Source organism: Rhodococcus ruber, from assembly GCF_016804345.1.
Lineage (GTDB): Bacteria > Actinomycetota > Actinomycetes > Mycobacteriales > Mycobacteriaceae > Rhodococcus > Rhodococcus ruber.
On sequence record NZ_CP044211.1, the window covers coordinates 1,309,099 to 1,323,224 of the forward strand.

A 14,126-nucleotide genomic window follows, 5' to 3' on the forward strand; every position below is an offset into this window, starting at 1 on the left:
CGCCCCTACCCACCCGGTGACATTCCCCGTCAGAGCAGCCCCGACAGCCGTGCCGAGCCGTCGACGAGGAACCGGACGAGCGCCGCGTCGTCCGGGGTGACCCGCGACGCCGACCCCTGCAGGTAGAGGCCGCCGACGACGAACGCCGACCGGTCCCGGATCGGCGCCGCCAGCGCGGCCCGCCCGATCCGGCACTCCTCACCCTCGTACGCGTAACCCGCGACAGCGACGGCGCGCAGTTCCTCGGCGAGAACGCCGGGGTCGCAGATCGTGTGGTCGGTCAGGCGACGCAGCCGCGGATCGGGACGCACGTGCGGATGGTGCGCGAGCATCAGCTTGCCGAGGGCGTTGGCATGCAGGTTCTTCGCCAGCGCACCGACGGCGACGATCTCGTGGTCGGGATCCTTGTCCACGAACCGCAGCCGCCCGGCCGCGAACGACGCGACGTGCACCCCGAAGCGGGTGCGGGTCCGCAGCTCCTCCACGGCGTCGTGCAGCGTCGGCGACGGGCTCGTCTCGACGGCCGCCCGCGCCAGCTCCGCGGTGCGACGGCCCAGCGCGAAGCCGGACAGGTCCGGCACACGGACGAGGAACCCGTCGGCCACGAGCAGGTTGAGCATGCGGTACGCGGTGGTCGGCGGCACCCCCGCGAACCTGGCGATCTCCTTCGCGGACGTGCCGGGGCCGAGCTGCGCGACCGCCTCGAGCATTCCCAGTGCCTTCTGCACCGCGCCCGGCTGCTGCCCGCTGAAGTGCGAGTCGTCCGCGTGCACGGACACGTGCGCCGTCAAGCCGGGTCCCCGTCGCGGGAGTGCGGGACGTCCGGAAGTATGCGCGGCCGCCCGTCCGCACCGATCACGAGAGTCCCCGCCCCGGGGAGGATGTCCCCGGTCTCGACCGAGTCGAACGCCCCGATCGTCGCCAGGCTGCCCGGCCGGACCCGCCGCAGGACGTACTGCCACACCGTGCCGGACACCGCGACCGCCGCGAGCGCCGCGGGCACGATCCACACGCCGTGCGCGGTGCCGTCGACGGCGATGTAGCCGAGCAGACCGATCCCCAGGACCGAGACGAACACCGCGGCCGCCCGCGTCACCACGGTGTGCTCGCCGATGCGGTGCAGGAACCGCAACGACGCGACGGCCACCAGTGTGTAGGCCACGACGAGGCCGATCTCGACGACACCGTCGAACGACCCCGAATCCGCCTCCGCGAGGGACGCATACAGGCATGCACCGGTGAGACTCGCGGCCGTGAAGGCGAGCACGCTCACATGCGGGGTGCGGAACCGGTCGTGGACCCGGGCGAGGGTGCTCGGCAGCACCCGCTCGACGCCCATCGAATACAGCAACCGCGAACCGGCTTGCGCGCAGCCCAGGGTCGATGCCAGCCACGAGCACGTCATACCCGCCTGCACGGCGAGCACCACGCCGACGCTCGCGCCGGACGCCGTGCCGTCGAAGTACGCGCCGACGACGACGGCGGCGTGACCGGACAACGCGGCCCAGGCAGCGAACACGAACAGCACACCGACGACGACGGGAGAGATCAGCACGGTGCGCGTGACGGTCACCAACGGCCGCTTGGCTTCCGGGCCGAAGAACGCGGCGCTCTCGAAGCCGGCCATCGACAGCACGGTGAGCATCGCGAGGAACGGCATGATGCTCAGCGGGGCGTCCGGCAGTTCGGTGGTGGCCGGGCCCGCCCCGGCCGGGGTGCCCACCATGAGCGCCACGACGAGCACGAGCGAACACGTCTCGACCAGCAGGATCGCGCGCGTCGCGAACCGCACCCCACGCACGGTGATCACCGCGACGGCGAGCGCCACGAGACCGATCGTGACCGACCACGGCGCGGCACCGGACACGTGCACACCGAGCAGGTCGGCGATGCGGAGCAGGCTCTGCGCGGCCTGCGACATCACCGAGATCGAGATGCCGAGATAGCCCACCAGCAGGGCCGCGCCCGTGGTGAGGGTCGCGCGGGCACTCAGGCCCTGGAACACGAAGCTGTAGAGCGAGCCGGCCGCGGCGAGCCGCCGCGTGAACTGCGTGATGCACAGCGCCACCGACGCCACCACGGCGGTGGTCCCCGCGATCGCGAGCAGGCCGCCCACGCCCGGGCGGTGAGTCACCATCCACAGCGCGATGAACACCATCCCGGTGGCCGGCGCGATCGTCGACAGGGACTGGCCGAGCAGGTCGACGGGGGTGAGCTGCCGGCGGCCGAGGGCACGCAGCGGCGAGTACACCGGATCCCGGCGAGTTCCGGCATCCCGTGAGCGGGCAATCGCGGCCCGGAGTGCGGTTGTCACGATCGTCGTGTCCCGTCTGTGCGTCCGTGCGGCCGGCGGTGCCGGCACCCGGGCGGTGAACCGCCTCAGGGCGAGGGACAACGTAGCGCCGCGGTGTTACGCGACGGTTTCCTCCGCGAACGACATGTGGACGGCAAGTGGGAATCCGCCCGGGACAGCGCTGTGGCCCGCGCCACCCCACGGCCCGGGTGCCCGGCGAACAGGTCCTCCGAAAGGTCGAGAAACCGCGCCCACCTGCAGCGTTCGCATGAGGCGCACCGCGACGCCGGGTTCCACTCGCGGTGCCCCCGGACGTTTCCCCGACGACCCGTTCGCGACGCATCCGGTGCGCACGATTGAGCGGCACGATCATTCGACTGCGAAGGGGACGACCATGATGTGGGCGGTGGTAGCGGCGCTCGTCGGCGGGACGTTGTTGCTCGCGGGGGTGCCGAAGGCCGGCGATCACGAGGGGCTGCTGCGCGTTGTCCGCGGTTACCGGCTGCTGCCGTCCGGGGTCGAGCGGGTGGTCGCGCGGGTGCTGCCCGCCGCCGAGATCGTCGTGGGTGCCCTGCTGGTGTTCGGCGTCGCCGGCCGCACCGCCGCGGCCGCCGCAGCGGTGCTGTTCCTCGGCTTCTTCGTCGGCCTCACCGTGAACCTCGCCCGCGGCCGGCGCGAGCTCGACTGCGGCTGCTTCGCGTTCGGCGACCACGATGCGGCGCCGCGTATCGGCTGGTTCCACTCGGTGCGGGCCGGCGGGTTCGCCGTCGTGTCGATCGTGCTGGCCCTCACCGGGCCCCCGGGCATCGGCGTGCTCGAGCAGGCGGCAGCGCTCGCACTCGCGGCGCTCGTCCTCACCGCCGCCCTCGCGGCAGCCCAGTTGCGCGCCGTGGTCCACGTCGGGCGCCGGCCCGTCGACGAACACCTGACCCCCGCGTCCGCCGAACTGCGTGCCGTCGCCACCGTGTCGCGCTACGGCGCCTGAGAACCCCTCTCCCGAAACCCTTTCCGAGACAGGACCGATAGATGGACACCATTCTTCTCGTTGCGGTCACCGTGCTGACGGCGGCGGTCGCCGTGCTGTTCCTGATGGTGCTCGCGCTGGCCCGCGAGATCGGCCGGGTGCAGGTCCGGCTCGGACCCCTCGGGGCCCGCATGATGGACACCGGCCCGAAGATCGAGCAGGCGGGTCCGTCCTTCCGTGGCCTCACCGACCACGTCGGACGCACCGTCGGCATCGGCGGGCACCGGGACCGGCCGCAGCTGCTGCTGTTCACGGCGCCCACCTGCTCCACCTGCAAGAGTCTGCTGCCCGGCGTCCGCGCGATGGCCAAGGCGGAGAGGGACTTCGACGTCGTGATCGTCTCCGACGGCACACCCGAGGAGCACCGGCAGTTCCTCGCCGGCAGCAACATCGGCACCGAACTGAGCTACGTCGACGGCCGCGACGTCGGCATCGCCTACCAGGTCGGCACCACGCCCTACGGGGTGATCCTCGACGAGCACGGCAAGATCCGCGCCAAGGGCCTGTGCAACCACATGGCCCAGGTCGAGAGCCTGCTCAACGCCCTCGAGACCGGCACCCCGTCGCTGCAGCACCTGCACGAACAGGCCAAGGCCCGCGCCGCCGCGAGCGCCTGAATCCCCCCGGACGAACGGAGAGATGCGTTGGAAGAGATGTACGAGAACCGGTACCCGGTCGACAAGGAGACCGTCGAGGAACAGGCCGCCTGGATGGCCGGCAAGGGCGGCTCGTTCATGAGCCGGACCGGACGCCGGATGTCGGAGCAGGTGTCGCGCCGCTCGATGATCAGCCGTCTCGGCCGCTGGACGATGGGTGTGTCGGGAGTGGCGCTCATCAGCTCGCTTCCGGTGACCCGCACCGCGTTCGCGCAGGAGCCCGCACCCGATCCCGGCCCGGAACCGCTCGTGCCCGTCTACGACGGCAAGGATCCGGCCGAGTGCGAGTACTGGCGCTGGTGCAACATGGACGGCACCTCCTGCGCGGCCTGCAACGGCGGCGGAGTGACCACGTGCGCGCCGGGCAGCAAACCGGGTGCCGAATTCTGGGTCGGGTGCTGCACGAACCCCGACACCGGCAAGACCTACCTCATCGCCTACTACGACTGCTGCGGGGCCCCGTCGTGCTCCAACGCGTTCTGCGGCGAGCCGGACATGCAGGCCGTGATGTACAACCCGGTCTCGGGCAGTTACGACCAGGAGATCATCTGGTGCGTCTCCGACGAATCCCAGTCGTACACCTGCACCATGGCCCCCATCATCGGCGAGGACTGCCAGGCCCGTCCCGCCGAGCGTCCGAAGGTCGGTGCCGGATCATGACATTGCGTTCCCGTCGCCTCGTGCGTCCCGCCGCGGCCGCCGTGCCCCTCGCGCTGCTCGTCACCCTCGCCGGCTGCGGCTCGTCCGGCGACGACCCGAGCACCGCCGGCGACGTCACCTATCCCACCGTCGAATTCACCACCCCGGGGGAGGGCATCGCCCTCGGGCACGACGACCAGGAGATCGGCGACACCATCCCCGAACCGCTGCACGTCTCCGAGATCGAGCCCATCGGGCGCGACGAACTCGTCGCCGTGGCAGGCGGATTCGGGAAGCTGGAGCTCGGTGTCAACGTCCTCGACCCGAAGACGGGTGTCGCCGGCAGCCGCATCGTCGTCGGGCCCGGCATCTGGGACCCGGTGATCCACGGCTTCGTCGGCGAGACCCCGTCCGACCCGGCCGTTCTCGCCGCCGAAGTGTGGCGTCCCCGCGGATCGCGGGGCGCCGCCGACTTCACCGTCAGCACCTACTCCGGAAACCTGCTCGAGCCCGCCGAGGCGCTGCTGCCCGACGTCGCGCGTGTGCACTCGCGGCCCGGTTCCAACGCGGTCACCTCCGACGGGCGGTACTTCGTCACCTGGGACGACGGCCTCTACGGCGTCCGCGTCGTGGACCTCGAGACGAGGCAGCAGAGCGGAGCCGTGCAGCTCGTCGGCTGCGGACCGTTCACCTGGACCGTGGACCACGAGATCTACAGCGTGTGCGAGGAGACCGGTGAGCTCGTCCGGATCTCCGTCGGCGACGACGGCGTGCCCGCCGAGACCGCCCGGGCGAAGGTGCTGCCGGACGACTTCGTCAGCGCGCGGAAGGTCGGGTGGGCCGCCGAGGCACGCAAGGCCCTGCTGGTCGGGGAGAACGGCGACGTGTACGTCTTCGACTTCTCGAACGGCCTGCCGCAGGACGCGGTGACGCCGATCGGCAACGCCGGCCGGCCCGAGGGCCGGTTCGCGAGCGACGTCATCGACAACACCGGCACCCGGATCGCGATCGCCTACACCGACTCACCGATCCATCCCAGTTCCGCCCGCGGCGGCGACCTGGCCCGCATCGTGCTGTCCGACGCCGCGAACCTCGCGCCGATCCGGTCGCTGAGCCTGCCGGACCTGGGACTGACCGACATCGCGAGCATGGCGTTCTCCGTGGACGGCGCCACGTTCTACGTGCTCGGCGGCAACCCGGAGGGGCAGGGCGAGGCGGCGCAGCGCATCGTCGGGTTCGACGCCGCGACCGGGCAGCAGGTCTCCTCGGTGGAGATCAGCGGCAACGTCGAGGATTTCACCGATCTGCTCACCCCCGAGGTGATCGGATGAGACCACCCGGCGCCGTGTTGGGCCGGCGCAGGTTCCTGGCCCTCGGCTCCCTCGGGGCCGGGGCGCTGGGGATGAGCGCGCTCGGGTTCGGCGCCGCCGGCTGCGCCACCGCATCGTCCGGTACGCAACCGGCCGGCGCCGGCGCGGAGAACGGGGCGGCGGCCGATCTCGACTACATTTCCCCGGCCGACCCGGAGGTCGCCGCCGCCGAGGCCGCCCGCGGCTGGAACGGCACCGTGGCGTCGTTCGCGCTGGCCGCCGGCGTCGCCACCGTCGACCTGGGTGGGCGTCTCGTCGACACCTGGACGTACGGGGGCCGGGCCGTCGCCCCGGAACTGCGGGTCCGCAGGGGTGACCGGCTCGACGCCGCGGTGCGCAACGACCTGCATGCCGACACCACCGTCCACTGGCACGGCATCCGGATCCGCAACGACATGGACGGTGCTGCGCCCGTCACCCAGGCGGCGATCGCGCCCGGCACGACGTTCGACTACAGCTTCGTCGTCCCGGACCCCGGCACCCACTGGTACCACTCGCACAGCGGCCTGCAGGCCGATCGCGGGCTGTTCGGCGCCCTGATCGTCGAGGACCCCGACGACCGCACCGGCGCCGACGCCGACGCCGTGCTGGTCCTCGACGACTGGCTCGACGGCCTGGGCACCACACCCGACGCGGTGCTCACCGCGCTCAACCCCGCGATCTCCGGCGGGCACGGCGGGCACGGCGGTGGTGCGGCACCCGGGGCGCAGCCCGCCGGGGACCTGGACGTCGCCCGGCAGCTGGTGAGTGCCGGGCACGGCGACTCCGCGGCGCTCGGCGGGATGACCCAGCACATCGCGTACCCGCTGCACCTGATCAACGGCCGGCCCCCGAACGATCCCACCCCGGTCGTCGCCGCGGCGGGGCAGCGCGTGCGGCTGCGGATCGTCAACGCGGCGGCCGAGACCCCGTACCGGTTCGCGGTGGCCGGGCACGAACTCACGATCGTCGCGGCGGACGGCTTCGACGTGCAGCCCACCGTCGCCGACACGATCGTCGTCGGAATGGCGCAACGCTACGACGTCCTCGTCACCGTGAAGTCGGGCGTGTGGCCGATCGTCGCGAAGGTCGAAGGGCGGCCAGGATATGCCTCGACGGTGCTGCGCACCCCGGACGCGGTGCCGATGGCCGACGCCGACGTGGGCGGCGCGATCCCCGAACTCGGCGGCCGGCTCGTTGCGGAGAGCGCGTTGCGGCCCGTCGAGGCCGTGCGGCTCGATCCACGCGAACTCGATCGGGACTACCGGATCGAGCTGATCCAGGCGGGGGGCCGCTACGTGTGGGGCATGGCCGGGACCGACGCCGGCCGCCTGGTCATGAAACAGGGTGAGCGCGTGCGGATCACGATGAAGAACTCGTCGACGATGTGGCACCCGATGCACACGCACGGGCACACCTTCGCGGTCGGCGCCTACGGCGGGCTGCGCCGCGACACCGTCAACGTGCTGCCCGGTGCCGAACTCGCGATCGAATTCGACGCCGACAATCCGGGTGAATGGATGTTCCACTGCCACAACGCCTACCACTTCGAAGCCGGTATGACCGCGAACCTGCGGTACATCCGATGAGAGGAATCGTCATGCGAAAGTTCGCCGTCCTGCTCGCCGGCCTGCTGACCGCGGTGAGCCTGTCCGCCTGCGGCACCGCCGGAGGTTCGGCCGAGCCCACCGTCGTCGTGGAGGTGAAGAACATGGCCTACAACCCGGAGTCGGTGACGATCGAGAAGGGCCAGACCGTCGAGTGGCGCTTCGACGACGGCGGACTGCCGCACGACGTGGTGGGGGAGGGCCCTCTCGAGCGCCGGCTGAAGAGCGAGCTCCTCACCGAGGGAACGTATTCCTACACGTTCGACGAAGCCGGCACCTTCACGTATCACTGCACGCCGCACCCGATGATGGTCGGCACCGTGATCGTCCGGGAATGAGCCGGCAGCCGGGGTGGGCTGCGGCCCTGCTGTTTCCGCTCGTCGCAGCCTGCGGCCCGTCCGATCGCCCCCCGGACGCGGTGGTGGTCGTCCGCAACGTCCACTTCGCGCCGCCCGACGTGACCGTGCCGGCCGGCGGCACCGTCGAATGGCGGTTCGAGGACGGCGGGGTGCTGCACCAGGTCGTATCGGAGGGGTCGTTCGACAGCGGGATCACCGCGGAGGGTACGTACTCCCGCACCTTCGACGAACCGGGCACCTACCCGTACACCTGCTCGGTCCACCGGTACATGACCGGCACCGTCACCGTCACCGTCACCGAATCCTGAACCAGCCGTCCGTATCCGGAAAACACCGATCCCCTGGAGGAAGTCATGACCGCAGTTCTCGCGCACGAGCCGCTGACGACGGACGTGCCGGACATCCGTCCCACCCTGCAGAAGGCCGTGCCGTCGCACACCCGTGCGGCGCTGATCGCCGCAGCCGGCGTCGCCGGTGCCGGGGCGGCGGCGCTGCTCACCCCGTCCGGGCCCGCAGCGACGACCGCCGCGGTCGTGGGTGCCGGAGCCGTCACCGCCCTGGCCGCGAACTGGTCGACGTGCGGCATGTCGGTCGCCGGCGTCGTCGCCGCCCCGAAGCAGCCCGACCGTCCGGGTTCGTCGACCCCGGTGCGCCGGCTCGGCTGGCACGCCCTCGGCTCGATCGCGACCGGTGCCCCGACCGGCGCGCTCGTCGGGGCGCTCGGTGCGCTCGTCGCCGGGGCGGTCCCGGTGACGTGGGCGCTCCTCGCGTGGGGTGTCGTCGCGTTCGCCTACGGCCTGCACGAGCTGGGCCTGGTGACGCTGCCGACGCCGATGCGCCGCAGGCAGCTGCCGCGGCACCTGCGTCGGTCGATGGCACCGTGGAAGGTCTCGCTGCTCTTCGGCGCCCTCATCGGGCCGGGTTTCGTGATCTTCATCCGGTCGAGCGCGTACTACCTGCTGGTGCTCGGCGTCGCCGCGGCCGGCTCACCCGTCCTCGGTGCCGCGCTGTTCGCGCTCGTCTCGCTCGGCCGGTGCCTGCCGAGCCTGTTGGCGATCGTGCACACCCGCGGCGGTGGGTCGATGCCGGGCTTCCTGTCGGCGATGTGCGTGGTCGACCGCCGGGTGCAGACGCTGACCGGCGCCGCGCTCGTCGCCCTCGGCGCATTCGCGGTCGTCGCCGCACTCTGACGTGCCTGCCCGCGGCGGCCCCGGGGCGCACTACCGCCCCGGGGACCGTCGCGACTAACGTCGGGCGGCATGACGACTTCTCTGCAGAACATCGGCATCAACACCCTCGGCGGGGTGCCGACCTCCCTCGCCGAGTTCGACGGTCGCGCGGTCCTCGTGGTCAACGTCGCCTCCAAGTGCGGCCTGACTCCGCAGTACACGGCGCTCGAGAAGCTCGCCGTCGAGTACGCGGACCGGGGCTTGACCGTCGTCGGCGTGCCGTGCAACCAGTTCATGGGCCAGGAGCCGGGGACCGCCGAGGAGATCCAGACCTTCTGCTCCACCAACTACGGCGTCACGTTCCCGCTGTGGGAGAAGATCGACGTCAACGGCGAGAGCCGGCACCCCCTCTACACCGAACTCACCCGGCACCCCGACGCGAACGGCGAGGCCGGCGACGTGCAGTGGAACTTCGAGAAGTTCCTCGTCGCACCCGACGGGAACGTCGTCGCCCGGTTCCGGCCCCGCACCGAGCCCGACGCTCCCGAAGTGATCGCCGCCCTCGAAGCCGCGTTGCCCCGCTGAGCGCGATGACCGACACCATCGATGCGCGGGCGGCGCTGTACGACGTGATCCGTGCCCGCCGCGACGTCCGCGCGGAGTTCACCGGTGAGCGCGTCGACGAGCAGGTCCTGTGGCGGGTGCTGGGGGCGGCGCACGCGGCACCCAGCGTCGGCAACACCCAGCCGTGGGACTTCGTCGTGGTCCGCGACCCGCAGCGGCTCGCCGAGTTCGCCGACCACGTCGCCGGATGCCGTCGCGCGTTCGCGGACTCGCTGCCGGAGGACCGGCGGCGCACGTTCGATCCCATCAAGGTCGAAGGCATCGTCGAGTCGGGCACCGGGATCGTGGTCACCTACGACCCGTCGCGCGGAGGGCGGCACATCCTCGGCCGGCACACGGTCGACGACGTGGGCGTGTTCTCGGCGGTGCTGTCGATCCAGAACCTGTGGCTCGCGGCAACCGTCGAAGGACTCGGCGTCGGCTGGGTGTCGTTCTACGACGAGGCGTTCCTCGCCGACTTCGTCGGAGCCCGGCCCCCGGTGCGGCCGATCGCGTGGCTGTGCGTCGGTCCCGTGACCCGATTGCAGGACGTGCCCGACCTCGAGCGGTTCGGATGGCGGACCGGCCGGCCCCTCGCCGACGCCGTGCATGCCGAAACCCTTCAGGTGCGCGACGCCTGACGTTCACCCGGCCCTGGCACCGTGGAGCCCATGAGCGGCCAGCTGATCGTGTCGGTGTCGGGCATCAGGGACGAGACCCGCCCGGCGGTGGACGCCTTCGCCCGGGAGATGGACGCTCGCGGCGTGCCGCTGTCGCTGCTGGTCGCGCCGCGCATGAAGGACCACTACCGGCTCGCACGCGACCCGCACACCCAGGAGTGGCTGCTCGAGCGTCGCGAGGGCGGCGACGCCATCGTGCTGCACGGCTACGACCAGGCCGCGACGAAGCGGCGGCGCGCCGAGTTCGCGGTCCTGCCCGAACACGAGGCGCGGCTGCGGCTGCTCGCCGCCGACCGGGTGCTCGAGGAGACGGGACTGCGGACCCGGTTGTTCGCACCGCCGCGCTGGCTCGCCTCGCCGGGGGCCGTCGCGGCGCTGCCCGCCACCGGGTTCCGGCTGATGGCCGGCGTCGCCGGGATCCACGACCTTCACCGCGACACCGTCACCCACGCGCGGGTGTTCGGCATCGGGGAGGGCGCCAAGGCCGAACCGTGGTGGTGCCGGGCGATGGTGATCGGCGCCGGCCGGGTCGCCCGTCGCGGGGGGCTGCTGCGGCTGTCCATCTCCGGCAAGCAGCTCGACCGTCCCGGACCGCGGCAGGCGATGCTCGACGCGGTCGACCTCGCCCTGCACCTCGAGGCGCAGCCCTCGGTCTACCGCTGGCCGCCGCGCGCACGCACACTCGGCGCGGCCTGACCCCGGAGATCCGCCCACGCGAACCTACCCTGCAGTAGGTTGGCGGGCATGGACGCAGACGTGATCGTGGTGGGCGCCGGTCTGGCCGGGCTCGTCGCCACAGCCGAACTCCTCGACGCCGGGCGCACCGTCGTGCTGGTCGACCAGGAGAACTCGCACAACCTCGGGGGACAGGCCTTCTGGTCGTTCGGCGGGCTGTTCTTCGTGGACTCCCCCGAACAGCGCCGGCTCGGCATCCGCGACTCGTACGACCTGGCCCTGCAGGACTGGATGGGCAGTGCCGCGTTCGACCGGGAGGACGAGGACTACTGGCCGCGCCGCTGGGCGCAGGCCTACGTCGAGTTCGCGGCCGGCGAGAAGCACGCGTGGCTGAAGGAACGCGGGCTGAAGCTGTTTCCCATGGTCGGCTGGGCCGAACGCGGCGGCTACGACGCCGGCGGTCACGGCAACTCGGTGCCCCGGTTCCACATCACGTGGGGAACCGGACCGCGACTCGTCGAGATCTTCGCCCGCACGGTGCTCGACGGCGTCGACCGTGGCCGGGTGATCCTGCGGAACCGGCACCGCGTCGACGACCTCGTCGTCACCGGCGGCGCCGTCACCGGGGTGCGCGGAACCGTGCTCGAACCGTCGTCGGCGGCGCGGGGTGTGGCGTCGTCGCGCGTGGCGACCGGCGAGTTCGAATTCTCGGCCGGCGCGGTGATCGTCACCTCGGGTGGCATCGGCGGCAACTACGACCTGGTGAAGAAGAACTGGCCGAAGCGGCTGGGAGACCCGCCGAAGCACATGCTCACCGGCGTGCCGGCACACGTCGACGGGCGGATGCTCGAGATCACCGAGCGCGCCGGCGGGCGCATCGTCAACCGCGACCGGATGTGGCACTACACCGAGGGCATCACGAACTACGACCCCGTCTGGCCCAACCACGGCATCCGCATCCTGCCCGGCCCGTCGTCGCTGTGGCTCGACGCGACCGGAAAGCGACTGCCGGTCCCGCTGTTTCCGGGCTTCGACACCCTCGGCACCCTCGAGCACATCGTGCGCAGCGGGCACGACCACACGTGGTTCGTGCTCGACCAGAAGATCATCGAGAAGGAGTTCGCGCTCTCCGGCCAGGAACAGAATCCGGACCTGACCGGCCGCGACATCCGCAAGGTGCTGCAGCGGGTCAAGCCCGGCGCGCCGGCACCGGTGGAGGCGTTCAAGCAGCGCGGCGTCGACTTCGTCGTCCGCGACACCCTCGCCGACCTGGTGGCAGGGATGAACGAGATCACCCCGGACGCGCCCCTGGACTATGCGGCGGTCAGGCAGGTCGTCGAGGCCCGGGACCGCGAGATCGCGAACAAGTACACCAAGGATCTGCAGGTCGCGGCGATGCGCGCGGCCCGCGCCTACGTGCCGGACCGGATCACCCGCATCGCCGCCCCGCACCGGTTGCTCGACCCGAAGGCCGGTCCGCTGATCGCGGTCAAGCTGCACCTGCTCACCCGCAAGACGTTGGGCGGGCTCGAGACCGACCTGTCGGGCCGGGTACTGACGACCGGCGGCTCGGTGTTCGAGGGCTTGTTCGCGGCGGGGGAGGTCGCCGGGTTCGGCGGCGGCGGGGTACACGGCTACCGCTCGCTCGAGGGCACCTTCCTCGGCGGCTGCATCTTCTCCGGCCGCGCCGCCGGCCGCGCCGCCGGCCGCTGACGCGGCCGGTGCGTCCTTTGGGCGGCTACCGCAGCCCAAAGGACGCACCGGCGGCTACGCCTCGACCGAGTCCTCGGCGGGCAGGACCCGGAACTCGGTGCCCTCCGGGGCCATCTCGGAGTAACGGCCGTAGAAGATGCCGGTGGCCTGGTCTGCGAGGATGCCTTGGTGAATCGGGACGGCCACCCGCGGGTTGACCGCGCGCAGGTAGTCCACCGACTCCCAGATCTTCAACCACGGCGCCGCGGCGGGCAGCGCGAGCACGTCGACCCTCTCGTGCGGGATGTACAGCGAGTCGCCCGGATGCAGCAGACGCGCCGGGTTCTCGTCGTCACCGAGCAGGTAGGCGGTGTTGTCGATGACCGGCAGTTCCGGGTGGATGACGGCGTGCCGGCCGCCCGTGCCGCGCACCCGCACGTCGCCGACGGTGAATGCGTCGCCCGGGTGCACGGCCTGCCAGCCGCCGCCCAGCTGAGCGGCGGTTTGCGGGTCCGCGTACAGGGCGGCCCCCGGGTTGGCCTCCACCAGCGCCGGCAGCCGCGCCGGGTCGGCGTGGTCCGGGTGCTGATGGGTGACCAGGATGGCGTCGAGCCCCGTGATGCCCTCGAAGCCGTGCGAGAAGTTGCCCGGGTCGAACAGGATCGTCGCGCCGAGGTGTTCCACGAGCAGGCAGGAATGTCCGAAGTGGGTCAGTCGCATAGACCCGAGTATGGACCGTCGGGCGCGGCTGTGCGCCGAGCGGAGGTATCGTCGTGTCGGCCCACGGAGACGAGCGGGACATCCGCTCGGCCCACGGGCGGGTCAGCGCACTTCTTCGGATCCGCTCGCCGCCTGCTGTGCGAGCGACCGGCCCCACTGCTCGGCGCGTTCCTCCTCGCCGGGCTCGAGTGCCGACTGCTTGTCGACGAGGAAGCTCTCCGGATCGGCGACGAGCTCGAACCCGTGCTTGCGCAGCTTCTTGGCGATGCCCTTGCCCGCGCGGCCGGTGAGCACGGCCGCCAGGTCGATGCGTGTGTCGAACGCTGCGGCCCTGCCGCCGCCGGACGGCAGCGAATCGAGCCACTCGCGGACGCCCTCGCTCTCGGCGTCGGGTTCGAGCGTCAGTCCGCTGTCGGGTTTCTCGGCCTGCTCGGCCGCGCCGTGGCGCGTCGACTCGCGGCTCATGCCGTGCGCATGTGTGGGGCCGCCGACCACCACGAGGTCGTAGTCGGACAGGTTCTCCTCGTGTGCCTGGGTGACGGGAACCGTGCGTACCGCGGATCCCAGCCCGCGCGCGACGGCTTCCGCCACGTGACGGGTGTTCCCGAACATCGATTCGTACACCACCAGTGCTCGCATGCCGCGCCTCCTCGGCTGGGC

Annotated in this window: 16 protein-coding genes; 12 read left to right on the plus strand and 4 right to left on the minus strand. The window is 71.8% G+C overall.

The features are described from left to right. Nucleotides 1–29: 29 nt before the first annotated feature. Together F1734_RS06085 and F1734_RS06090 are read right to left on the minus strand one after the other, a co-directional pair. Nucleotides 30–791 carry an IclR family transcriptional regulator gene (locus tag F1734_RS06085; protein WP_017680627.1) on the minus strand — a complete coding sequence of 254 codons (762 nt, stop codon included), beginning with the start codon at nt 789–791 and terminating at the stop codon, nt 30–32. Then, entirely contained in the window at nt 788–2,251 is a 1,464-nt protein-coding gene (locus tag F1734_RS06090; RefSeq protein WP_119699455.1) for an APC family permease, read from the minus strand. The genes F1734_RS06085 and F1734_RS06090 overlap by 4 nt, the downstream gene beginning before the upstream one ends. Before the next feature lie 436 nt (nt 2,252–2,687). Here F1734_RS06090 and F1734_RS06095 point away from each other — a divergent pair, with 436 nt between their 5' ends. From F1734_RS06095 to F1734_RS06150, 12 genes are all read left to right on the plus strand, one after another. Next, on the plus strand, nt 2,688–3,278 hold the full coding sequence (locus F1734_RS06095; protein ID WP_029539987.1) for a MauE/DoxX family redox-associated membrane protein: 591 nt from the start codon (nt 2,688–2,690) through the stop codon (nt 3,276–3,278). 41 nt (nt 3,279–3,319) lie between these two features. After that, nucleotides 3,320–3,934 carry a redoxin domain-containing protein gene (locus tag F1734_RS06100; protein WP_010593818.1) on the plus strand — a complete coding sequence of 205 codons (615 nt, stop codon included), beginning with the start codon at nt 3,320–3,322 and terminating at the stop codon, nt 3,932–3,934. A gap of 36 nt (nt 3,935–3,970) precedes the next feature. Continuing rightward, nucleotides 3,971–4,633 (plus strand): methylamine dehydrogenase light chain, encoded by a 663-nt coding sequence (locus F1734_RS06105; protein ID WP_010593819.1) that lies wholly within the window; start codon nt 3,971–3,973, stop codon nt 4,631–4,633. Next, on the plus strand, nt 4,630–5,943 hold the full coding sequence (locus F1734_RS06110) for a hypothetical protein (RefSeq protein ID WP_026137730.1): 1,314 nt from the start codon (nt 4,630–4,632) through the stop codon (nt 5,941–5,943). Before F1734_RS06105 ends, F1734_RS06110 begins: the two co-directional genes overlap by 4 nt. After that, nucleotides 5,940–7,550, plus strand: coding sequence for a multicopper oxidase family protein (locus tag F1734_RS06115; protein ID WP_040274038.1), 1,611 nt, complete (start codon nt 5,940–5,942; stop codon nt 7,548–7,550). Before F1734_RS06110 ends, F1734_RS06115 begins: the two co-directional genes overlap by 4 nt. An 11-nt stretch (nt 7,551–7,561) precedes the next feature. Then, nucleotides 7,562–7,906: a plastocyanin/azurin family copper-binding protein gene (locus tag F1734_RS06120; protein WP_203011434.1), complete on the plus strand. Its 345-nt coding sequence runs from the start codon at nt 7,562–7,564 to the stop codon at nt 7,904–7,906. Continuing rightward, nucleotides 7,903–8,235, plus strand: a complete 333-nt coding sequence (locus F1734_RS06125; protein ID WP_010593823.1) for a cupredoxin domain-containing protein — start codon at nt 7,903–7,905, stop codon at nt 8,233–8,235. The genes F1734_RS06120 and F1734_RS06125 overlap by 4 nt, the downstream gene beginning before the upstream one ends. Nucleotides 8,236–8,280: 45 nt before the next feature. Next, on the plus strand, nt 8,281–9,117 hold the full coding sequence (locus F1734_RS06130) for a methylamine utilization protein (protein ID WP_203011435.1): 837 nt from the start codon (nt 8,281–8,283) through the stop codon (nt 9,115–9,117). Nucleotides 9,118–9,186: 69 nt separating this feature from the next. Next, complete coding sequence (locus F1734_RS06135) at nt 9,187–9,681, plus strand: glutathione peroxidase (RefSeq protein WP_010593825.1); 495 nt, start codon at nt 9,187–9,189, stop codon at nt 9,679–9,681. A 5-nt stretch (nt 9,682–9,686) separates the two neighbouring features. Further along, nucleotides 9,687–10,340 carry a 5,6-dimethylbenzimidazole synthase gene (bluB, locus tag F1734_RS06140; RefSeq protein WP_010593826.1) on the plus strand — a complete coding sequence of 218 codons (654 nt, stop codon included), beginning with the start codon at nt 9,687–9,689 and terminating at the stop codon, nt 10,338–10,340. Between the two features lie 30 nt (nt 10,341–10,370). Then, a complete protein-coding gene (locus F1734_RS06145; protein WP_010593827.1) occupies nt 10,371–11,075 on the plus strand; it encodes a DUF2334 domain-containing protein in 705 nt (234 codons plus the stop codon). A gap of 48 nt (nt 11,076–11,123) precedes the next feature. Next, entirely contained in the window at nt 11,124–12,767 is a 1,644-nt protein-coding gene (locus tag F1734_RS06150; RefSeq protein WP_017680633.1) for an FAD-binding dehydrogenase, read from the plus strand. Between the two features lie 54 nt (nt 12,768–12,821). Here F1734_RS06150 and F1734_RS06155 read toward each other — a convergent pair whose 3' ends face one another. Then, a complete protein-coding gene (locus F1734_RS06155; RefSeq protein ID WP_010593829.1) occupies nt 12,822–13,466 on the minus strand; it encodes an MBL fold metallo-hydrolase in 645 nt (214 codons plus the stop codon). Nucleotides 13,467–13,568: 102 nt separating this feature from the next. Then, complete coding sequence (locus tag F1734_RS06160; RefSeq protein WP_010593830.1) at nt 13,569–14,105, minus strand: flavodoxin family protein; 537 nt, start codon at nt 14,103–14,105, stop codon at nt 13,569–13,571. Nucleotides 14,106–14,126: the final 21 nt, after the last annotated feature.